Source organism: Ruegeria sp. CH5 (genome assembly GCF_056537025.1).
On record NZ_JBQFQT010000004.1, the window covers coordinates 353,812 to 375,159 of the forward strand.

The 21,348-nt window shown below is 60.0% G+C and carries 16 protein-coding genes and 1 tRNA gene; 13 read left to right on the forward strand and 4 right to left on the reverse strand.

The window, feature by feature from the left end; genetic code table 11:
• Positions 1 to 6 precede the first annotated feature (6 nt).
• Positions 7 to 978 (reverse strand): TRAP transporter substrate-binding protein, encoded by a 972-nt coding sequence (locus ACR0JC_RS14645; protein ID WP_170341665.1) that lies wholly within the window; start codon positions 976 to 978, stop codon positions 7 to 9.
• Between the two features lie 182 nt (positions 979 to 1,160).
• Between ACR0JC_RS14645 and ACR0JC_RS14650 the strand changes: the two genes are divergently transcribed.
• Positions 1,161 to 1,682 (forward strand): winged helix DNA-binding protein, encoded by a 522-nt coding sequence (locus tag ACR0JC_RS14650; protein WP_170341667.1) that lies wholly within the window; start codon positions 1,161 to 1,163, stop codon positions 1,680 to 1,682.
• A 44-nt stretch (positions 1,683 to 1,726) separates the two neighbouring features.
• Here the strand turns inward: ACR0JC_RS14650 and ACR0JC_RS14655 are convergent.
• Positions 1,727 to 1,811: transfer RNA gene (locus tag ACR0JC_RS14655), tRNA-Leu, on the reverse strand.
• A 737-nt stretch (positions 1,812 to 2,548) separates the two neighbouring features.
• Here ACR0JC_RS14655 and ACR0JC_RS14660 point away from each other — a divergent pair.
• The 12 genes from ACR0JC_RS14660 to ACR0JC_RS14715 all read left to right on the forward strand — a co-directional run bounded on the left by ACR0JC_RS14660 (position 2,549) and on the right by ACR0JC_RS14715 (position 18,419).
• Positions 2,549 to 2,977, forward strand: coding sequence for a hypothetical protein (locus ACR0JC_RS14660; RefSeq protein ID WP_093963272.1), 429 nt, complete (start codon positions 2,549 to 2,551; stop codon positions 2,975 to 2,977).
• A 2-nt stretch (positions 2,978 to 2,979) separates the two neighbouring features.
• The gene (locus tag ACR0JC_RS14665) at positions 2,980 to 4,992 is read left to right on the forward strand and encodes a dynamin family protein (RefSeq protein WP_170341669.1); all 2,013 of its coding nucleotides are present in this window, start codon (positions 2,980 to 2,982) and stop codon (positions 4,990 to 4,992) included.
• A 7-nt stretch (positions 4,993 to 4,999) separates the two neighbouring features.
• The gene (locus ACR0JC_RS14670) at positions 5,000 to 6,703 is read left to right on the forward strand and encodes a dynamin family protein (RefSeq protein WP_170341671.1); all 1,704 of its coding nucleotides are present in this window, start codon (positions 5,000 to 5,002) and stop codon (positions 6,701 to 6,703) included.
• 126 nt (positions 6,704 to 6,829) lie between these two features.
• Complete coding sequence (locus ACR0JC_RS14675; protein ID WP_170341673.1) at positions 6,830 to 7,231, forward strand: hypothetical protein; 402 nt, start codon at positions 6,830 to 6,832, stop codon at positions 7,229 to 7,231.
• Positions 7,232 to 7,257: 26 nt separating this feature from the next.
• Positions 7,258 to 8,112 carry a hypothetical protein gene (locus ACR0JC_RS14680; RefSeq protein ID WP_254430775.1) on the forward strand — a complete coding sequence of 285 codons (855 nt, stop codon included), beginning with the start codon at positions 7,258 to 7,260 and terminating at the stop codon, positions 8,110 to 8,112.
• Between the two features lie 71 nt (positions 8,113 to 8,183).
• A complete protein-coding gene (locus tag ACR0JC_RS14685) occupies positions 8,184 to 10,226 on the forward strand; it encodes a dynamin family protein (protein WP_170341677.1) in 2,043 nt (680 codons plus the stop codon).
• On the forward strand, positions 10,223 to 11,506 hold the full coding sequence (locus ACR0JC_RS14690) for a dynamin family protein (protein WP_170341679.1): 1,284 nt from the start codon (positions 10,223 to 10,225) through the stop codon (positions 11,504 to 11,506). Before ACR0JC_RS14685 ends, ACR0JC_RS14690 begins: the two co-directional genes overlap by 4 nt.
• Before the next feature lie 340 nt (positions 11,507 to 11,846).
• Positions 11,847 to 13,988 carry a serine/threonine protein kinase gene (locus tag ACR0JC_RS14695; protein ID WP_170341681.1) on the forward strand — a complete coding sequence of 714 codons (2,142 nt, stop codon included), beginning with the start codon at positions 11,847 to 11,849 and terminating at the stop codon, positions 13,986 to 13,988.
• Between the two features lie 207 nt (positions 13,989 to 14,195).
• Positions 14,196 to 15,203: an FHA domain-containing protein gene (locus tag ACR0JC_RS14700; RefSeq protein WP_170341683.1), complete on the forward strand. Its 1,008-nt coding sequence runs from the start codon at positions 14,196 to 14,198 to the stop codon at positions 15,201 to 15,203.
• A 3-nt stretch (positions 15,204 to 15,206) separates the two neighbouring features.
• Positions 15,207 to 15,992 (forward strand): PP2C family protein-serine/threonine phosphatase, encoded by a 786-nt coding sequence (locus ACR0JC_RS14705; protein WP_170341685.1) that lies wholly within the window; start codon positions 15,207 to 15,209, stop codon positions 15,990 to 15,992.
• A gap of 22 nt (positions 15,993 to 16,014) precedes the next feature.
• Positions 16,015 to 17,265: a transporter substrate-binding domain-containing protein gene (locus tag ACR0JC_RS14710; RefSeq protein ID WP_170341687.1), complete on the forward strand. Its 1,251-nt coding sequence runs from the start codon at positions 16,015 to 16,017 to the stop codon at positions 17,263 to 17,265.
• Between the two features lie 44 nt (positions 17,266 to 17,309).
• Entirely contained in the window at positions 17,310 to 18,419 is a 1,110-nt protein-coding gene (locus ACR0JC_RS14715; RefSeq protein WP_170341645.1) for a transporter substrate-binding domain-containing protein, read from the forward strand.
• A gap of 50 nt (positions 18,420 to 18,469) precedes the next feature.
• Here ACR0JC_RS14715 and ACR0JC_RS14720 read toward each other — a convergent pair whose 3' ends face one another.
• On the reverse strand, positions 18,470 to 19,333 hold the full coding sequence (locus ACR0JC_RS14720) for a polysaccharide deacetylase family protein (RefSeq protein WP_480763981.1): 864 nt from the start codon (positions 19,331 to 19,333) through the stop codon (positions 18,470 to 18,472).
• The gene (locus ACR0JC_RS14725; RefSeq protein ID WP_302478333.1) at positions 19,330 to 21,105 is read right to left on the reverse strand and encodes a carbamoyltransferase family protein; all 1,776 of its coding nucleotides are present in this window, start codon (positions 21,103 to 21,105) and stop codon (positions 19,330 to 19,332) included. Before ACR0JC_RS14725 ends, ACR0JC_RS14720 begins: the two co-directional genes overlap by 4 nt.
• Between the last annotated feature and the right edge of the window lie 243 nt (positions 21,106 to 21,348).

Below are 21,348 nucleotides of genomic sequence, written 5' to 3' on the forward strand. Positions count from 1 at the left end.
GATCGTTTACTGCTGATAGGCCTGCAGCAACGCAGCGCCCGAGTCGCCGGCCTCGGCGGTCCAGTTCTCGAGCATCTGTGCACCGATCGCGCGCAGGCCAGCCATCAGTTCTTCGGACGGCTGCACTACTGTGATGCCGTTTTCCTGCAGAACCGCGGTCTGCGTGGCGGTCTCGGCCTGGCTCATCTCCCAGCCGCGGGCTTCGGCGGCGGCGGCGGCCTCCAACACGGCGGCTTGGGTTGCGTCATCCAGACGGCGGAAGGCGCGCTTGTTCACCACGACCACGTTCTTGGGAATCCAGGCCTGGATGTCAGTGTAGTGGGTCAGAAAGTCCCACGCCTTCGAGTTCACCCCGGTCGAGGGCGAGGTGATCATCGCTTCGACCCGGCCGGTGCTGAAGGCCTGCGGAATGTCCGGAACCTCGACCTGCGTGGGCGCGGCCCCCGCCAGGTTGGCGAATTCTTCCAGCGTGGCGTTGTAGGTGCGGAACTTCAGGCCCGCCAGGTCATCCACGCTGTTGATTTCCTTGGTGGTGTAAAGGCCCTGCGGCGGCCACGGCACGGCGTACAGCACCATCATGCCCTGATCGTCCAGCAGAGCGTTGATCACGTCTTTCTGTGCCGCCCACAGTTTTTGGGCGTCGTCATAGTTGGTGGCCAGGAATGGCAGCGAATCCGCGCCGAAAGCCGGGTTGTCATTGGCCAACAACGACAGGAAAAACTCTCCGACGGGCACCTGGCCGCTGCGAACTGCCTTGCTGATCTCGGGGTGCTTGAACAGCGACCCGGCGGAGTGGACCTTGATTTCAAGGGCGCCGTCGGTGGCCGCAGCCACGTCCTTGGCGAAGTCGTGGATGTTCACGGTATGGAAGGTGGCGTCCGGATAGGGCGTCGGCATGTCCCAGGTCTCGGCCTGCACCTGCATGGCCAACCCGGCCAGCGCGGCAACCGCGCCACCGGCAATCTTCAACAGTTTCATTTTGGCTCTCCCTGCTTGAGTACTGGCGCAGAAGCTGACTCAACGTTTACGATTTGTCAACGTTTTGTTATCGTTTTGACCAAAACTCTGCAGACTCCAAAGGTCAGCACGTTGAAAATACACGCGCGTCATGCCAAAACACTGATAATTTCTCAGCGTTTTGCAGATCAAAAGGCCGCAATATGACCGATTCTTCCCCCGACACACGCCGCATCGTTTCCTCTCGCCACCTGGCCGAGGGCGAAGGCTGGGAACTTTCTGAACTCGAATTCGGCCTGATCATTGTCTACAACGCGTTCTCACGCTGGATGACCCGCTGCATGGCCGCAGCTGGGCAGGCCGATCTGGGACCGCTCGACATCCTGATCCTGCACAACGTCAACCACCGCGGCCGCGACAAACGCCTGACCGACATCTGCTTTCTTCTGAATATCGAGGACAGCCACACCGTGAACTACGCACTGCGGAAACTGCTGAAGACCGGGCTGCTGACGTCGGAGAAGCGTGGCAAAGAAGTGTTCTACCGCACCTCGCCCGAGGGCGTGGAGCTATGCGATGCCTACCGGAAAGTCCGCCAGCAATGCCTGTTGGAGGGGCTTTCAGCGACCGACCTGTCGGGCCCGGATCTGAGGGACCTGGCCCGCGACCTGCGGGCCCTGTCCGGCCACTATGATCAAGCCAGCCGCGCGGCGGCATCTTTGTAGCGCCTCAGCATCCGCCCAAGCAGCATGATCGGTAAGAAAGAAAATGGTGCGGGTGGAGGGACTTGAACCCCCACGCCTTGCGGCGCCAGAACCTAAATCTGGTGCGTCTACCAATTTCGCCACACCCGCAACACGGCGCCGACGCGCCGAATGGAAGGGCTGATAACAAACCTTTTGGACAAGCGCGAGAGGAAATCTTGCCGTCTGCGACGGAATATTGACCCCCGTTCGGAAACAATGGAAATGACCTAGGCGAGGGGGAGATCGACCCGCGCAACGGCGCCAGAATGTGTGGCATCCGGCTTCCCGGTTTATTTTTATCGCCAAATGGAATTCTTAACGCAGAAACCCGTCGTTTTCGGAACGAAACAAAACGCCATAATTGTTCTGTTTTTGGACACATTCCCAATTATTCAAAAAAAACAAAATTCTCGCTGACGTTGTGGATCGCATCGGGGCGCCTAGACCACCGTTATCAACCCCACCCTGCACCCAAAGCAATGCGGTCCCCTCGCCTTCTCCCGAGACACACGCTCAACCTCCAGTCCCGCCTCCTTATTTCCGTTTACTTTACAGACCTCTACCTATCATTCGAGGACATCACAAAAAACCAAATCGCACGCGTTAACTTGTCCCGAATTCAGACCCGCGGCCTTACCCATTTTGATTATTACATCCTGAAGTTGCGGCATTGTCATGCAACGGTCACCATAATTGCGCCACATTTCAAACGCCAAAATATCTCAATCACGTCAAATTAACACCGTGATGAAGGTAATTCTGTCTACCAAGGAGTTAATGAGTCTTTTTCGCCTTTTCGGCACCGTACGAGTTTTTTGCTCAACTCCAGTACAAGGGTCTCAGTAGTGACCGAACAGATCAACTCCGCTGCCACCGAGCAAGACGTCGTCTTTCTTGCAAGAGAAAGCTTTGTCGGCGAGCTCAAAAACCTCAACCAGCAATTCCCGAACACAGGTTTCGGCATTGCCCTGAAGACGCATGAGGGCAACGAATACCTGTTGGCAAATGCGCGAATGCCCCTTCCATCGGCCAAATCAAATGGGTTTCCGACCGGACGTCGGGTCGCGCGCCTGGACAATGGAACCCGGTTCAGCTCGATCGAAGTGCTGGCCGATTCGCGCGCCTTCGATACCATCTCGCCCGGAACCGAGGCCGAGATGCTGGGCAACGCTCTCGAACTGATCGCCCGGATCGACAGCTTTTCAGGCATGGCGCCTGCCAGTTTGACGGAATCCGGGCATACCCAAATCGCTGCAACCGGAACCGGAGGCTGAACATGGCCCGCAACGACCACCTTTTGTCTGTAGGAAACGAGGCATTGGCGCCGATGTCGGAAGCCATGTCCGCACTGACGACACAGATCGACCAACTGACAGAGGTGGCGGATGCGCGCTCGACTGCGCGGCTGGCCACGCTCAAGACCCGTATGGAAAACTTCACCGCCAGCGTCACTTTCGTCGGCCAGGTGAAGGCGGGCAAATCTTCGATCGTCAACATTCTGGCCGGTCGGCCCGGTCTGCTGCCGTCGGATGTGAACCCGTGGACCTCGGTTGTGACCACGCTGAACATCAACGCCCGCATGCCCGGTGAATACAGATCCAAGTTCACCTTCTTCGAGCAGGAAGAATGGGACAATCTTATGGTCGGCGGTGGCCGTTTGGGCGAACTGGCCAATCGCGCAGGCGCCGATGACGAGATGGAGGACATCCGCCGTCAGATCGCGCAGATGAAGGCCAAGTCCGAGGAACGCCTTGGCAAGCATTTTGACCTGATCCTGGGCCAAAGCCACCAATACGATTACTTCGACCAAGAGCTGATCCAGCGCTATGTCTGCCTGGGTGACGAAGACGATCCGGACATCAACCCGAAGACGGGCCGGTTCGCCGACGTGACCAAAGCCGCGGAATTGTACATGGACATTCCGCAGTACCCGATCGCGCTGAAACTGTGCGACACGCCGGGCGTCAACGACACGTTCATGGTGCGCGAACAGATCACTCTGCGCAGCCTGCGCGGTTCGGAAGTCTGCGTCGTGGTCCTGGCGGCAAGCCAGGCACTGACCACGATGGACATGGCGCTGATGCGGATCATCGCGCAGTTCGAGAACCGGCAGATCGTCCTGTTCGTCAACCGGATCGACGAGCTGACCGACCCGGTCAAGCAAGTCCCCGAAATTCGCGACCGGATTCAGGATACACTCAAGCAAAACGGAATCGACACAAGCACCAGCGTTGTTTTCGGCAGTGCGTTGTGGGCCGAGGCCGCGCTGACCGGCAACCCCGATATTCTCACCGACGATTCCCGCCAGGCCCTCAACACGTTCTATCTGGCCGCCGGCTTCGGAGATCAGGCCGCATCGCTGGACAAGATCTGGGCCCTTTCTGGTCTGCCTGACCTGCTGTTGGCCATGAACGAACGTATCGCCCAAGGCGCAGGAACGCGTCTTTTGGACCGTGTCCGTCACCGCGCCCGCAACATCGCAAGTCAGATTCGCGCCACCTCGGTCGCAAAGAGCCTGTCGGGCGGAGGCGGTGTTGTTCGCGATCTGGACGGCGTGTCACCCGAAGATGCGATCGCCACTGTCGCGGCCGAATATGACAAGAAAGCTGCTGCCCTGACGACATCCCTGCGCGACAAGGTGTTGGAACGTCTGGCATCGGCCGAGGCAAACTTCGTCAAACGTGCAACGGACTCGTTGATCGCGCATCTCGAGCAGAACGGCGAACAGGGCACCTGGCAATACGACCCGGCCGGGCTTCGTACCCTTCAGAAGGCCGCCTATTTCAGCTTTGCCCGCGCAATGCGCAAGGACGCCAGCGCGCTGTATTCCGCAGCCGCAGCGGATGTCGAGGCCCTGTATCAGAAGCTTCTGGGTAACCACTTGGGCGAATTCAGCATCGAGGCGCCCATTGTGCCGCGCGTACCGCCGCCATTGGGCATTGGCAGAACGATCGCGCTGGACCTTCAAAGCACATGGTGGCGTCGCTGGTGGCAACGCCGGAAAGGGTTTGAAGCCTATGCGGCGGACTACACCCGCCTGATCGCATCAGAAGCCAATTCGATCACCAAGGATCTCGAAGAAACCCAGATCGCAGCCGTTCTGGAAAATGTTCGGGCCGTCCTGTCGGATTTCATGCGCGAGCAGCAGGAAACCCTTCTGAGCATCTCGCAATCCGCCGAAAAGGCACCGGGGACCGCCCCGGACCTGATGGCCGGGCTCGAGCCGAAGAAGTCACGTGACGAAATCCTCGGCGACATCCTCAAAGACCTCAGCAACGAAGCAGCGTAAGAAAGCCATGGCAAAAGATTCACAAATCCGCTTCGTCTCTCCTCGGGCATGGGAACGCATCGAGCAGTGGTCCCGCCGCAAACCGGTTTTTGCGCTGATGGGAGAGTTCAGCGCCGGAAAGTCCACGCTCATGAACTTCCTGCTGCGCAAGCAGGCCCTACCGACGCAGGTGACGGCCACCCAGCTGCCGCCGGTCTGGTTCAGTTGGGGCAACAAACCGGCTTACGTCCAGCGCCATGACGGGACCACTTCTCCAATTGGTTTGGACGAATTGGACAAGGTGGGCGTCAACGACGCGCAGTTCATCCGCATCTATCTTGAAGCGGACATTCTCGAGGCCGTCGACCTGATCGACACGCCCGGCATTTCGGACCCCAAAATTCAGGCCGATGTCTGGCGCCGTGCGTTAGGTCAAGCCAACGGGGTGCTATGGTGTACGCACTCGACGCAGGCCTGGCGCGAGACCGAACGCGCCACGTGGGTTTCGTTGCCGGAACGGCTTCAGCACAACTCGCTTCTGTTGGTCACGCGCGCGGACGCACTGGATCTGAAAGACCGCCAGAAAGTGCTCCGCCGCATCAACCGCGAAGCGGGGCACCTGTTCAATCGGACAATCCTGTTTTCCGCCCGTGACGCGATCATCGCGCGTGACAAAACGGGCGACGCCGAGCTGTGGTCGCGCAGCGGCGGCGGCAAGATGATCGACAGCTTTCTTGAGATCACCGAGCAGATCATGGACAGCCGTGCGGAAAAGCTCGCCCGCTACCAGATAGACAAGAGCCTCGCCGGCACGCCCCCGGTCCAACCGGTGCGGCCCGAACGATCCGATCGCCAGACCGCAGCGGAAGAGCCCGCGCCTTTCAAGTTGACCAACCCGCTGGATCAGGATGATGGATTCGAAGCGGTCCGGAACTCGGACGATGTGATCGCAACCTTCCCGGTTCGACCGGCCCGGGTGGAGCGCCGCGGCGAGTCGACCGAACGTGAGCGGATCAACCCGGATGACGCCGACCGTTTGCGCGCCGAAATGTCGCCGGTGCCCGATGACGATTTGCGGGCCTTGTTCCGGGACGAGGATGAGGATCGGCTCAGCGTCGCGGCAACTTCGAAAGCAGTGACTCAGCTGGACGACGAAGACTTTGACGAGACCGATGTCGAGGACGACGAAATACTGGTCGCAGATAGCGATGACCAGACCACCGGTCAGGGTGCCCAAGACGAAGATCTGCTGGCCACGCTGTCCGAACGTTTGGTTGGCGAGACCCCCGCGCCGGTAACGGACGAACAGGACGAGACCCCGGGACCCAGTGTCGAGGACTCGGTCTCGTCCATCGCTTCGCTTTTGTCCCAGCAACAGGGTGACGATGCCACGACCTATGAGCCTGAGCCGGAATCGAACGGCCTGGTCGCGGCACAAACCCCTGAAGAACGGGAAGCCGAAGCGCCCTGTGAGCAGGTCGGTGAAGGCGAAACCTCGCTGGAACACCTTTTGAGCGTGCCGGCAGGAGCTCCGCTCAGCGCAGCGGCGATGTGGCGGGAAATCGCGACCAGCGAAGATATTCCCCAAGACGTGGACGGGCTGCACGCCGTGTTCCAGGCCTTTCTTGAGGAGTTCGACAAGATCGCTCACGAGCACACCGGGCACAACGAACAGGATACGATTCAACCCGTGCCAAATCCGAAAGACAGGGCGGAGTGGCATGTGTTGTAACCGGGCCTCAAGGGACACTTGGGAAACGATAGACCGTTTCCCGTCCCGAACGGCAATGCTACTCAGCGGCGCGACGGTTTCAAACCGCTGCGCCTTTGGGCTTAATAAGGGATAACAGAGCTTTAGATGACGATTGACGCCGCATTAACCACCGCCATGGAGACCATTCCCGACTGCATCGCAGCGGGATATGTCGACATGGAAACGGGCATGCTTCTGGGCATGTCGGCAACCGAGACCGAGGATGGCACAGCCTTGGAAACCCTCGCCGTTGCAGTGGCAAACCTGTTTCAGGGCCGAGGCGTTCAAGCATTCGAAGCGCTGTTGGCCTCGGCCGGATTACAGGATCCGGAGAACCCGGGATTTGGGGAAATCTCGGTGTTCTCGAACGACCGGCTGCACATCTTCATGCGGACCCGGGCCTATCCGGAACACGTGGTCTGCTACATCTGCCGCGACAGCGCGAATATCGGGCTGACGCTTACGAAATCACTTCTCAGCCTGGGGCCGGTAGCGGCCGCAGTTTAGACGGGACCAGAGGGGGTCACGGCATGATGGCGACAGACATAATCGACATGCTCGAAAACATCGGGCGGTCCGCGACGCCCCGTTTGTCGCCGGCCGTTCGGTTGACCGGGGACACGGCCGAGGCCCGGCGGGCCAGTATTCTGAAACTGATCCGCGGAACGGTTCTGCCAAGACGTTTGGAGTTCAACGCCCAGAACGGAACGATCCTGGCGATCGAGGTGAACAGCTCACGGATCACGGATGTGTATTCGGCAAGCACCGGCACCCTTCCGGATTTCGAAACCGAACCGCGCGAAGCGCTGATCGAAAAGCTGGCGCGGCTCGTGTCCGACCTGGCCGCGACCGCTCCTCCGATCAAAGTGGTGTCTCTGAAACCGGACGGGCCGCTGGAGGCGGATGACGTCGGTATCACGTTCAGCGAAATGCAGAAAGCCTGTTCCGAAATCGTCCTGCCGTCAGAGCCGCGGGTTTCGGTTGTCCCGGACCCCGTCGAGGACACGAAAGAACAGGACAGCGCTGAAGGTGCAGAACCCAGTGTAGCCGCGGCTTTCTTCGACGGCGCCGAGCGGTTCGCCATGGGACGCCTGCTGACAAGTGCGGAGGGTGCGACCCAACAGTTCGATGGCGTGTGCGCAGATGGCCAGCCTCTTCACCCTTCGGATGATCTGTTGACCCGGTTCGCACAGGATCTGGCGGGATGGGATGCGGACAATGCCGGGCTGCTCGAGCAGCCGCAACTGATCGTCATGCGGCCGTCAGGTGGCAAGGGCGCGGGTGTCGCTCTGGTCCGGGATGGTCGCAAAACAGCCGCCGCCGTACATGACGCGCGCAAGCTGGGTGCCGTCGTCAACCTGTGGAAATCTCTGCGGGAGTCGGTCTGATGGCACCGCTTTCGCGACAGTTGAAGTTAAGTTTGAAGCAAATCTTGGGTACCAGTTTTTAGGGTAGTGTTATGAGTGAAACCAACCGCCGGGAATTGATCCGGATCGCCAGCGAAATGAAAGAGGTGAGCAATGACGAGACCTGTCAGTTCATCTCTCGCATCGTTGACGATCTCAGCGGCCTGAAACCGTCGATTGCATTCGTCGGGCAGATCAAGGCCGGCAAGTCCCGCCTGATCAACGGCTTTACGGGACAGGCAGAATTCCTGCCTTCGGACGTGAACCCGTGGACAACCGTGATCACCGATATGCATTTCGGACATCCCTCCGGGCGCACATCTGGGGCCGAATTCCATTTCTTCGACAACCGCCAATGGCAGGCGCTGATCGCCGAAGGCGAAGAACTGCGCAACATGTTCCCCGACGATGAGGACAGCTATAAGCGCGAGATGATCGAGGAGCAGGTCGAGGCGATGAAGACCCGCGCTCGTCTGCGCCTGGGGGACAGTTTCGCACAGTTGATGGGTCAGCATCACGACCTCGAAGAACTGACGTCGGATGATCTTGCCCGTTATGTCTGTGCCGGGGATGATCCGACCGACGAAGCCGAACATGATCCGGGCTCGGACCGGGGTTTGTACAGCGACATCACCCGCAAGGCCGAGGTATATTTCGATCTGGGCCACTTCCCGTTCCCGCTGACCGTGACCGACACGCCCGGCGTCAATGATCCGCTGTTGATCCGCGAAGAGATCTCGCGCCAGTACCTCAAGGAATCCGACTTTTTCGTCGTGGTTCTGTCCGCGCACCAGGCCCTGTCGCGCGCCGATTTGAAACTGTTCCGGCTGATGCAGGCGCTTGAGCTGGGTCAGATCGTGGTCTTCATCAACCGGGTCGACGAATTGGGCGGCGGTGCGGAAGACGCGGCGAAAGTGCGCGCCGACGTTTTGGACGGGTTGGAAAAGGCGCTGGGGAAGTCCAGCATCGACGTTCTGATGGGCAGCGCTCAGTGGGCGCATTACGCACTGACCGGGGACGAAACCGGCGTCAACCACGATCACATCCTCGCCTGGCTGCGGGCGCATCCCGAACAGATGAAGCAGTACCTCGCCGGCGTCGAAGAGATCAAACGCGGCCCCGGCCCCATCAGCCGCGAGGCGGTTCTGCGGTATGCTGCGATGATCGCCTCGGGCTTGCCCGACCTGCGCCGACATGTCACCACTGCGCTGACTGATGGCCCGCGCAACGAACAACTGCGTATGGCGTGGCAACATCTGAACGGCTTTGCCCAGGGCGAGCTGGAACGCAGCAAGGCCCGCCTCCGCGCTCTGGAAGAGGATGGCCAACCTTCGGACGACGCGGCTGGCGAGAATGACAAGACCCTCGCCGAGTTGCGCAAGCTGGTATCGGACAAAACCGCAGAAATCACCCGGGACATGGATGATGTTCTGGCAAACCTGCGCGGTGTGATGGATGACACCGTGGCCGAAGCCGTCGTATCGGTTGTGCGCGGTCCCGACGGGCAATCCCCGTTGCTTGCCAAAGGTGGTGCAACCGAACTGAACTTTACGCCGTTGCGCGAACGCATGCGCGAATTGGTACAGGGTGCGACTCAGGTCATTCGCCAGCGGATGCTCAGCGAACTCTATGCCATCGACATGCAGGCCAACGCGTCCCTGCGGTCCCTGCCAGGCTGGCAGGAGCCGACCGACAGCCGTATGAACACCAGTGCCGTGCGCTGGTTCCGTCCGGACACCACCGCTCTGACCCGGGGGATTACGGTCGAGTTGCGTGTGAACTGGTTGTCGCGTCTGATTTCGCGGAAATCCGTCGTCTCTCGCGCCGAGCGCATGATCGTGCAGGAATTCGAAATGATCGGAGATGATCTGATCGATACCGCACGCGAGAACCTGCTGGAGCGCTTGAACACCGCTCTGGACCATTTCCTGGCCCTGCTCGCCGGGCATCTTGAAAACCGCACCGCGACGGGCGAGACGTGTGAGCGCACCCAGGCGCAGGTCGATTTCGACCGCGCACGCCGGATCGTGGACGAATTGCAATCGACCTTTGGTGCTGAACACAGCGACGAACGACAAGCGGAGGCCGCCGAGTGATTGAATTTCCCGGAACCGAGACGGAAGTGCGTCAGCTTGACCGTTTTCTGACCGCAACCGAACGCCTTCCGTCCACGCCCGAGCTGGACGACATGCGCGCGCGGGCACAGTCCCACGCCGAGCGTTTGTCAAACGCGGTCTCAATCGGTTTTGCCGGGGAATTCGGCGCCGGGAAGTCCAGTCTTGCCAACATGCTCGCCGGAGCTGACATCCTGCCCACGGGTCCGCAACATCTGAAATTGCCTTTGGTGATTGTCACCTATGCGGACACGCCTGAAACGACCGTTGGGTGGTGGGATCGCGAGCCAAAGGTTTATTCCGGCATCGCGCTGGAAAAGGCTGCGGCCGACAATCCTGATTTCATTTCGGTGGGACTGAACACCCCTGCCCTGCGCGAAATCTCGTTGTTCGACCTGCCTGGCTCGGGCGCGCTGGACGACACTTACAAACAAACGCTTGATTTGTTGAAATTCGTCGATTGCGCCATCTGGTGCACAAACGGAACCAACGCCTGGCGTGAAACCGAGCGCCATTTGTGGGCACAGGTCCCGCAAAACCTGCGCGACAACAGCTTGCTGGCCGTCACTCACACGGACCTGCCCCCTGTCCGCGACGCCCTCGATCGCGTTCTGTCGCGGTTGGAGAAGGAGAAGTCGGGCATGTTCCGCGCGATCGTACCGATCGGGACACCGATTGCCGTTCGCGCCATGGCGCAAGAGCCGGAACCGGACTTCGCCTTGTGGGAAACCTGCGGCGGCCAGAACCTTGCGGAGAAGGTGCTTGAAATTGCGTCGCATCGCCGCCGAACGGATCTGGAGGCCGCGCGGCAGGACCTTGCCGCTGACTTCCTGCCGTTCTTGGAGACATTGACCGGCGCGGGCGAAGCCGCAGCCTCGGACACCAGAACGGTACAGCCCAGTCTGGAATCTGCGCTGCCGCCGCTGGACAACCCGATCCTCGAAGACTGGCTGGCGGCGATCGCCAGCATTTACGAGGACCTGCGCGACAGTTCGGACATCGAACCGGCCGCCTTCCTGCAAAGCTGTCAGGAAATTGTCGAGGATTTTGCTGAACGGCTGGAAAACGGGTCCGAGATCGACCCCGAAGCCGACTGGATTCCGGGCGAGTTCGAAAAGGCAACCGACCTGCTTCTGCTGCTTCAATTCGAGAGCGGCGAAGGGCCACTCAAGGATGCGATCAGCATACTGGCGCAGCTCAGCGACAACTTGGCGTGGGCCGGCAGCACGGTCGCTTCGGCCCCTCCGAAGACCGGAACCTGAGTCATTCCCGCAAAGATTGAGCCGCGGCGCGGCGAATCGTTAACACTGGAATCATGATTCCATTGTTTCGAATCCGTGGACCATGGGTCGTCTGGCGCCCGGACTGAATCCTTTTTGTTCGCCGGGCGATACTACATATATGTTCATTATCAGCCCTTACATCAATATATTGATCTGTGTCCGAAACCGTTCTCAGTGAAGCCACGAGGCGGCCCCATTAAAGTCAAATTTGAAACGTCTAACCGTTCTCAAGTGTCCTGCGGTTGTGTTGGTTGTGTGTTCGCGGGCTGATTGCCCGGTTATTTTGGCCGCAAGTTTTTGGAATGATGGGCGGGAAGAAATGAACCACAACCAGGCTGTCGGTGCATCGCACGACGAACCTCAAATTCAAGGTCTGCAACCGGGCGCGAAACTGCTGCGCGGCCAGTACGAAATTCTTCGCTTCCTCAGCAATGGCGGGTTCGGCATCACGTATTTGGCGCGTGACAGCCTGGAACGCGATGTGGTCATCAAGGAATGCTATCCGGGTGCCTTGTGCCGCCGCAACGGTGACCTGGTCGAACCCAATGATCCGGCCTTCAAGGACGACCTGCGCGCGATCATCGACCTGTTCATTCAGGAAGCCCGCAACCATGCCCGCCTGGTCCACCCCAATATCGTCGACGTGCACCAGGTCTTCGAAGACAACGATACTGCGTATATCGCAATGGACCTGATCCGTGGATGCGATCTGCTGGATTACATCGAGGACCCCAAGACCGAAACCGGCCCGGACTTTATCGTCCAAGTCACCGAAAAGATGCTGTCCGCGGTTTCATTCATCCACCAAAGCGGGATGCTGCATCGGGACATTTCGCCCGACAACATCCTGATCGACGAAAACGGCGAACCGATCCTGATCGATTTCGGCGCCGCGCGCGAACAGGCTGCCAACCAATCGGCGGCCCTGTTGACGCTTCGGGTGATCAAAGACGGGTACTCGCCGCACGAGTTCTACGTGCGCGGCTCGGAGCAGGGTCCCAGCAGCGACTTGTATGTGTTGGCGGCAACGCTCTACCACGCGATCAGCGGCGAGCGCCCGATCGACGGCCAATCGCGCCTGAATGCCTTCAACAACGGCCAGAAAGATCCCTATCAGCCGCTGACCAGTCGCTTCCAGGGTTACCCGGATGGCTTCCTTGAGGCGATCGACAAGGCCATGGAGGTCCACGCGACCGACCGCCTTCAATCCGCACTGGACTGGTTGCGGATGTTCCGCGGCCCCGGTGTCGAATTCGACAGCTTTGCCTATCGTCCCGTTTCGGTAATCGTGGCCTTGGACCGCAAGGACGAAGAGGCCGAAAAGGCCCGCATCAAGGCCGAAAGCGAAAACGCCGAAGCGGTGGTAACAGCCCTGCTGGCCGGCAATTCCGATCTGGCTCTTGGGCATGGCGAAAAAAACGACGACGGACCGGCAAGTTTTGCCCAGAAGGACGAGCCCGCAGCGGCGGTGGATACGGTCGTCCAAAAAGGATCGGGCGGCAACGGCAAGTTGATCGCGGGTGTCGCCGCAATCGCGATTCTGGCCGCTGGTGGCTTCTTCCTGATGTCCGGCGGCTCGACCGAGACGAACCCAACACCGATCCAGACCGCAACGCCAACCGAGACGGCCGAACCTGCCGAAACGCAGACAGCCGATTCAGTGATCGCGCCCGAAGCAACCAAGGCAGAAGAAACCGCAGCAGCAACCGAAACAGAACAGCAGGTGGCAGAAGACCAGCCTGTCGAGCAGACCGCTGCGGCTGTCTCACCGCCGGCGGTGGAAACACAGGAAGAAGCGGCTCAGCCCGAAGAACCCGTCGAAGTGGCGGCGGTTGCACCGAGCGCTCCGGTCAATCTGGCCGAGACCCAAGTCAGCTATGCCCATTGGGATGTCAAAATCCCGTTCTCGACTTCGCAGCGGCGCGCCTCGACCGGAAACATCATCGCCATCACCGGTGTGGATGCCGACCAGGACATGTCCACGATCGGTGAATGGGTTCAGCGAGGCGCAGCGATCTATACCCTGAACGGCAGCCCTGTGCGCGCCGGAACGACGCTTGCCGCACAGGTTCTGGACAACCTCCAGGTTGACCCTGACGGCTATATCCGTGTCGCGGCGCGGTATCGCCCCATCGGACAGACCCGCGCGCAGAACGGCCTCCTGGCCCTGCCCGCAATCCGCGAGTTCGGGCTGGCCAACGGTTACTCGTTCGAAGCCCGCGGCGCCGATTTGCCCGAATGGCAGACGGTTGTTGCCGGAGCACCGGCCGCAACGGCAGGTGGCCTGCAGACCGGCGACATTCTTGTCCGCGAGACTGTCTCGGGAACTGAGATGATTGCTGCCGACAGTCTGGATACCGCGCTGAACGCGTTGGTTTCCGAAAACAAGCCCGAAGCACGGTTGGTTGTGCTTAGAAACGGGTCGGAAACAACCGCCGTGATGCCTTTGGCACAGGAGTGATCAGACCGGTACGTATTTGATCCGCCAGTTTGTGTTTGCTGAGGAGGATGCCGCGTTTTGGCCCTCCTGGTGGGGACCGGTCCACCGCGGAAGGTAAGAGTGTTTCAGGTTTCCAACTTCATCAGTGCCGCTGCGCCATGCGCAGAGGTTCGTAGCAGCCCCACGGGTCACCTAAGCCCGTGCAAGTAGTCAAAAGGTGTCGACACCATGTTCAAATACAAAAGCCCACTCAGCCGGCTTCTCGAGGGTGCCGGCAAAGCCAAAGAAGCCGAAGGGTCGGAACCCGAAGTCGAAACGACCGACAAGGCCGAGCCGATTGCGGACTTCAATGCACTGCGCCAGGCTCTGGCTGGTGGAAACCTGAGCACGGACAGCTACGAGGAAACCGACGAGCTGATCCCTGAAGAGAAGATGCCCGATTTCGCCGAGACCGAACAGACGGTGGAAGAGGCAACAGAAAGCGAAGAAACAGCCGAAGCCGCGCCTGAAGCGCCGGAAGAAGCCGAACAGGTCGTGACGCTGCACGTTGCGGCAACCGAAGAAGAAGAGACCATCCAGTCGGTCATGGCCGAAACTGCCGAACCCGATCTGGAGGAAGTCCGAGAGGAAGAGGCCTCGGCGCCGACCCCGTTCGAGTTGCCGGAACCCATTGCAATCGAAACTGCCCCGGACGAAGCAGCGGCAGATGCCGAACCTGTGGCCACCGAGCCCGAAGAACCCGAAGCCGCCCCGGAAGCCGCCGAAGCGCCGGCCTCGGATCGTCGGTCGCGCGTCAAGACCACCTTCCTCGGGTTCGAGCGCCCTGACACACATGTGCAGGAACTGATCGAAACAGCCGAGCCGGTGGCCAAGACCGAAACCGCAGGCGCGACATTCCCGGTCGGTTGGCTGGCAGTAACCAGTGGCCCCGGGCGGGGGTCCAGCATCACGCTGACCGAAGGGCTGATGCAGATTGGCCGCAACGATGACCAGGCGATCCAATTGGATTTTGGCGACACCGGGATTTCACGGTCGAACCACGCCGTCATTGCTTATGACCCCGAAGACCGCAAATGCTATCTGGGCCATGGCGGCAAGGCAAACCTTGTGCGCCTGAACGGCAAACCCGTCCTCAGCACCGTGCCGCTGTCCAGCGGCGACCTGATCCGCATCAGCGAAACGTCGCTGCGGTTCGTGGCCTTCTGTGACGAAAACTTCGACTGGCGGGACGCATAACGGATGCTGGCTACTCCGGCATATGACATTGCACTGATCCTGGATCAGGGTCAGCGCGACACGCAGGAAGACGCGGTTGCCTCGCGGGTCTTTGACGCCGCCAACGCCGGTTACGTCGTGGTGGCAGACGGCATGGGCGGTCACGCCGCAGGCGAAGTGGCCTCGGATCTGGTGGTCAAGTCCTGGTGCGAAGTGCTCGACGCAGTTCTGGAGCCTCCGGAATTGACCGAGAATACGCTGCTGGATGCGCTGCCCATGGCCGCAATGCAGGCCAACGCGGCCGTGGCGGGGTATGGCGACGACCAGCAACAAGGCTTCAACATGGGCTCGACCCTGCTGGGAGTTCTGCTGCTGGGCAACAAAGTGTTCTGGATCTCGATCGGCGACAGCCCTTTGTACCTGTTCCGCGACGGCGTTCTGTCTCAGATCAACGAAGATCATTCGATGGCGCCCGTCATCGACGCACAGGTGACCCGAGGGGAGCTGTCAGAAGCCGAAGCGCAGTCCCATCCCGACCGCAACCAGCTGACCTCGGTCATCATGGGCGCGGCGATCCCCAAGGTCGACTGCCCCGAAGACGCACTGGAACTGACGACCGATGACATCCTCATCCTCGGCAGTGACGGGCTGCAGTATCTGGGCAACCACGACATCCAGTCCATCCTTCAGGACAACGCTTCGGCCCTCTCCCAGGACATCGCCGACAGCCTCCTCAAGGCACTGATCGCCAAGGGTGATCCGGATCAGGACAACATTTCAATCGCCGTCATCAAAACGGCCCGACAATAACAAAAGCAAAGCAACAGGACCCATGAGAACACACCTGATCATATCCAGCATTGCCCTGGCGGCAGCAACGGGGGCAGCCTCGGCGCAAGAGGCATGCTCGACCTACGAGATCCAGCGCGGCGACAGCCTGCGTGAACTGGCCATCAAGGTCTATGCGACCGAAGACTATCGCATCATCTACGACGCCAACCGCGACACGATCGGGTCCAACCCCAACATCATCCGCGTCGGCGACGTTCTGACCTTCCCCTGCCTCGAGGATGTCGGCCGTGCCGCGCCTGAACCGGAAACCGAGGCCGAGCGCATGGCCGCCGAGATGGCAGCCGAACTGGTCAAGGCCGCGGAAGAACGTGCCGCCAAGGCCATTGCCGAGGCCGAAGCCCGCGTTGCGGAGGCCCAGCAGGCCAGCGACAAGGCTGTCATCGAAGCCAAGGCCGCCGCGAAGAAGGAAATCGAGGCCGCCCGCGCAGAAGGTGCCGCGTTGATCCGCAACGCCGGTGACGGCACCCGCCCCGAGATCCGCGACCGGCAGTTGTTGCTGATCACCGGGGGCAACTACGCGCCGTTTACGGACGAAGCCCTGCCCAATCGCGGTCTGTACACGAACCTAGTCGAAACCGCGATGCTGCGGGCGGCGCCGGAACAGGCCTATAAGATCCAGTTCGTGAACGACTGGTCGTCGCATCTGGACCTGCTGATGCCCACCCTGGCCTTCGATGCCACGTTCCCTTGGTCGCGCCCAAACTGCGAAGAAGCCGAGACACTTTCGGAAAGCGACCGGAACCGGTGCGAGACCTACAACTTCTCGAACCCGTTCTACGAAGTGGTCGACACGTTCTTCGCGAAGGATGGCTCAGGCTACGAAACCTCGCTCAGCTACGCGGAATTCGTCGGCACCACGATCTGCCGCCCCGAGGGCTGGTCAACCTCGCACATGGACGCTGTGGGTCTTTACGAGCCTGCGATCACCATCTTGCGCCCCGTCGATCCGGACGAGTGTTTCCACGCTGTCATGGACGGGCGGGCTGACCTGGTCGCCATCGAAGCGCATCTGGCCGTCGAGGCAATCGGTCGGCTGGGCTATGAACACAAGATCATCGAAAACCCCAACCTGGCGGCGATCAAGTCGCTCAACGTCATGACCCACAAGGACAATCCGGATGGGGAAGCGATCCTCGAGACGCTCAATCAGGGTCTGGCGATCATGCAGCAATCGGGCGAATGGCGCGACATCGTCTCGACCGCTCTGCGGTACCAAATGGAAAACGGATAAGGGCCGGAAAGGTCTGACAAAACAAAAGTCTGGAGGAAGTGGACATGTTTGAAATCAATCTGAAGAAACTGGTGGCGGCAGCCACCGCAGTAACCGCCCTCAGCGCCGGCGCCGCCGCCGCTCAGGAGGCCTGTACCAACTATACGGTTCAGGACGGTGACACGATGGCAACCATCGCCATCGCGGCCTACGGCACATCGAACTACCAGCCGATCTTCAACGCAAACCGCAACGTCATCACCAACCCGAACTCGCTTGAGCCGGGCATCGTTCTGGCCCTGCCCTGTGAAGACGGCAGCCTGCCGAATGGCCGCAGCGCGCAGGAAATCATCGCCGCGGAAGAACAGCGCGCTGCAAGCGTGAAACGCTCGAGCGTCTATGAGCCGCCGATCAAACTGGTCACCGGTAACGGCTGGGCGCCCTTCGCAGATGAATCGCTGAATGGCGGTGGCATCATCCCGCGTCTGGCAACCACCTCGTTGCAGCGGGGCGGCAACGCCCGCGACTATTCGGTCAGCTTTGTTGACGACTGGAACTCGCACCTGGAAACCCTTCTGCCGCTGGGCGCGTTCGACGTGTCGATGGCATGGAACATGCCGGACTGCACCAACCGCAGCTACGAATGGTCCTGGGAAACCGAGGTGCGCTGCACGCAGTTCGACTCGTCGGTCCCGGTCTATGACATCGTGGTCGGTTTCTACACCCTGCCCGAAAGCCAGTTTGCCAATGCGACCACTTTTGACGAGCTGAAAGGGTCGACCATCTGCCGCATGGACGGCTGGTTCATCCACGATCTGGAACAGCAAGGTCTGATCAATGGCGACACCATCACCTTGATGCAGCCGATCACCGCGCGGGAGTGTCTGGATGCCGTCCTGACCGGCACTGCAGATGTTGCAACCTTCGAGGTTCAGCTGTTCTCGGACACCATGGTTGAAATGGGTCTGAACCAGAACGACTTGATCGAGAACCCCTTCGTGACCTCGCTGTCGTCACTGCGTTTCATCGCGCACCGTTCGAACCCGTTCGGCAAGCAGTACCTCGCCATGCTGAACAAGGGCCTGAACGAAATGCGTGAATCCGGCGAATGGTACGCGATCGTTTCGGACTCGCTGCGCGAGCACAACGACAAACTGATGGCCGCGTCGAACTGATCCCTCGGTTCCGCGAATGACTGGGGCTGGTCGACTGACCGGCCCCTTTTTTATTCTCCGATCAACTGATCCAGCCGACCCGCAAGGCCGCCTGCGGGGATTAAACCCTCGACCTTGCGCAGCAGTCGCGCGCCGCCAAAGTTCAGCCACTGAGACTGCCGAAACGCCCAGTAACCGGCTTTGGCAGTTCCCAAGGCCGCGAGCTCGTCCCGTGAAACCATGAACGATTGAGGTTTCACGATCTCGTACGGATGCAGATAAACTTGCGGCGGTATGCCGGCCTGTTCAGACCGTTCGATCAATGTCCTCGCCAGACCCGAAGTCATGAACTTCAGGTAACTGCCTCCCAGTCGCACCATCGGCCCCTTGCCCGCCAATGGCGTCATGAACAACGGCAAGATCCGGAGCGTGGTCAGCCCCATTTCCTGCGAAAACCGATCACATTCCTGCACCGAGGCGAAGAATGACGAACAGTCGTAGTCGAAATGACGTTCAATCAGGCGGTACTGTTCAGGCGTTGCGCGGTTCAATCGAAAGCGCGGGGCGCGAAACCCTCGAACAGGGGTGTTCCCGGCCTTTTCCAAAGCTTGCCGCGCCTGACCCAGCATACGGTCTATGGTCTCCGCAGACTGCAGGTCCATGCTGTCATGAAAATAGTAGTGGCAAGCAACCTCGTGGCCCCGCTTTGCGATTTCGGCCACCAGATCAGGCGCATCGCGTGCCACGACCCCCGTGCAGAAGAACGTTGCGGCGCAACCCGTCGATCCACCATGTGAGCGAAGGAAGCCATCAATGGTTTCAAAGCTTTGCCACAGCTCTTCAACTCTGAGGGGTCCGGTTTCCCAGACCCCCAGAAGGCGTTTTAGATCATGCGCAAAGTCTTCGAAATCGACGCTGAGAAACAGCCGGGTCACGCGACAGCTTGGGCCCGGGCGCTGTCATCCTTCAGCGCTTCGCGCAGTACGACGTAGTCACCGATCACCAACGCATCCACTCCCGATGCCGCAAATGTTGCGCAAGCATCCAGAGGCGAATAGACGATGGGCTCCTGGATATTGAACGAGGTGTTCAATAGCACAGGCACTCCGGTCTTTTCGCCGAACCGGGTCAACAAGGCGTGGTACAGCGGGTTCGCCGACTGCGATACCGTATGTACGCGTGCCGTCTGGTCAGTATGGGTGATCGCCGGAATGTCTGCCGCCCGATCGTCACGCACACGAGCAACGATGTTCATGTAGGGGCTGGTCTGATCGATCTCGAAAAAGGTCGAGGCCGCCTCCTCTGCAACGCTGGGCGCAAAGGGCCGGAAATGCTCGCGTTTCTTGATCTTGACGTTCAGATCGTCGCGAATGCTGTCCTTGCGTGGGTCTGCAAGGAAGGATCGGGCACCCAGAGCACGCGGGCCAAACTCTGCCCGCCCCTGGAACCAAGCGATGATCTTGCCCTCGGCCAGCAAGTCGGACACACGGTCCAGGAACTGATCAACAGGCAGGGCCTGCTGCGGTTCCGCACAATACTGGTCCAGGGCAGCGGTGATGTCGGCATCTGCCCAATCGGCACCCTGATATGGGCTGCGGACCGAGGGCAGATCGACTTGCTCGCTCGGAATGCAGGCCAGCGCTGCGCCAACTGCACAACCAGCATCATGTGGGGCCGGTGGAATAATGACCTCGTCAAACGTGCCGTCCGCGATCAGCGTTCCATTCGCCGTGACATTCAACGCGCAGCCGCCGGAAATTACCAATTTGCGCAGGTCCGGATTGGCTTTGCGGACCGGCTCCAGAATATGGTGCAGGGCTGCCTCGAACGCGGCTTGCACGGAGGCCGCCAGGTCCACGTGGCGTTCGTTCGGCGCGGTGCCAGGCTCGCGCCGGGTGCCGAACAGTTCTTCCATACGTGGATGGAACTCGCCGCGCAGGGCTGAGTGATAGTCGCACAGCGCGGTGTTCACGCGGTAACCGCCGTCATCGTCCAGGATCAGAATTTCGCGCAGGATGGCGTCGCGATAGATGGGTTTGCCATACGGCGCCAAGCCCATCATCTTGTATTCACCTTCCAGCATCTTGAAGCCAAGAAAACCGGTGAAGGTCGAGTAGAAATGACCCAGCGAGTTTGGCCAGCGATGATCCGCCAGACCTTCCCGCTTGCCGTTCCGCACAACTGACACGATGGTCGAGCTTTCCTCGCCTCCACCGTCATAGGACAGGGAAACGAAGCTGTCCCAGTCACGCATCGCCTCGGCGTACAGTTGATGGGTCAGATGGTGGTTGATGTAGTGCAACTTGAAATCAGCCGGACCATGCACAGCCGTCAGGATCTTGCGGATGCGGAACAGGTCCATCCAGCCGCTGTCCTGTGACTCGTCCGACGAGGCATCTGACACGAACAGTGCCCCGATCCGCGCCGTTACGCTTTTGGCGGCTGAGGGTCGCTGCAAAATCTTGCGCATCGTGCCCATACCTCGGCCGACCATACGCCACGGCTGCCAATAGACCGCAACCTCGTCGATGTCCGAGAACTTCAGCCCGGCAATGCGCAGAACTTCGGCGATCGACTGATGGGGAAATGCCCCGTCATTCTTGACCCGCGTCAGCCGCTCTTCTTCGATTGCGGCAACCAGCTTGCCGTCCTTGAACAGCGCAGCGGCGCTGTTGCTCATTGTAGCCAAACCCAAAATTACTGACATAACCTAAAACACCCTTGGCCAAAAAACTTGCCTGATAACGCGGCCACGTTAACGGTCAGAGGCTGGTAGGTGCAACCCGGATGAAGGTGCTGCTCGATCAAATTTCAGCCTTTCACGGCCACCCGGAAGCCATGCAAGTGTGATTCACCGGACTTGTCAGCCTGTTGCAAAGGTCTGGTGCCGGGCACTGCGCAGGGTACGCAACACCCACCCAGTGAACAATCGTGCCAAAAGTGCTCTTTC

Bases quoted from the DNA above. Each gene is read 5' to 3' on its own strand.
- ACR0JC_RS14645 (WP_170341665.1), bottom strand. From the start codon at position 978: ATGAAACTGTTGAAGATTGCCGGTGGCGCGGTTGCCGCGCTGGCCGGG.
- ACR0JC_RS14650 (WP_170341667.1), top strand. From the start codon at position 1,161: ATGACCGATTCTTCCCCCGACACACGCCGCATCGTTTCCTCTCGCCAC.
- ACR0JC_RS14665 (WP_170341669.1), top strand. From the start codon at position 2,980: ATGGCCCGCAACGACCACCTTTTGTCTGTAGGAAACGAGGCATTGGCG.
- ACR0JC_RS14670 (WP_170341671.1), top strand. From the start codon at position 5,000: ATGGCAAAAGATTCACAAATCCGCTTCGTCTCTCCTCGGGCATGGGAA.
- ACR0JC_RS14675 (WP_170341673.1), top strand. From the start codon at position 6,830: ATGACGATTGACGCCGCATTAACCACCGCCATGGAGACCATTCCCGAC.
- ACR0JC_RS14680 (WP_254430775.1), top strand. From the start codon at position 7,258: ATGGCGACAGACATAATCGACATGCTCGAAAACATCGGGCGGTCCGCG.
- ACR0JC_RS14685 (WP_170341677.1), top strand. From the start codon at position 8,184: ATGAGTGAAACCAACCGCCGGGAATTGATCCGGATCGCCAGCGAAATG.
- ACR0JC_RS14695 (WP_170341681.1), top strand. From the start codon at position 11,847: ATGAACCACAACCAGGCTGTCGGTGCATCGCACGACGAACCTCAAATT.
- ACR0JC_RS14700 (WP_170341683.1), top strand. From the start codon at position 14,196: ATGTTCAAATACAAAAGCCCACTCAGCCGGCTTCTCGAGGGTGCCGGC.
- ACR0JC_RS14705 (WP_170341685.1), top strand. From the start codon at position 15,207: ATGCTGGCTACTCCGGCATATGACATTGCACTGATCCTGGATCAGGGT.
- ACR0JC_RS14710 (WP_170341687.1), top strand. From the start codon at position 16,015: ATGAGAACACACCTGATCATATCCAGCATTGCCCTGGCGGCAGCAACG.
- ACR0JC_RS14715 (WP_170341645.1), top strand. From the start codon at position 17,310: ATGTTTGAAATCAATCTGAAGAAACTGGTGGCGGCAGCCACCGCAGTA.
- ACR0JC_RS14725 (WP_302478333.1), bottom strand. From the start codon at position 21,105: ATGTCAGTAATTTTGGGTTTGGCTACAATGAGCAACAGCGCCGCTGCG.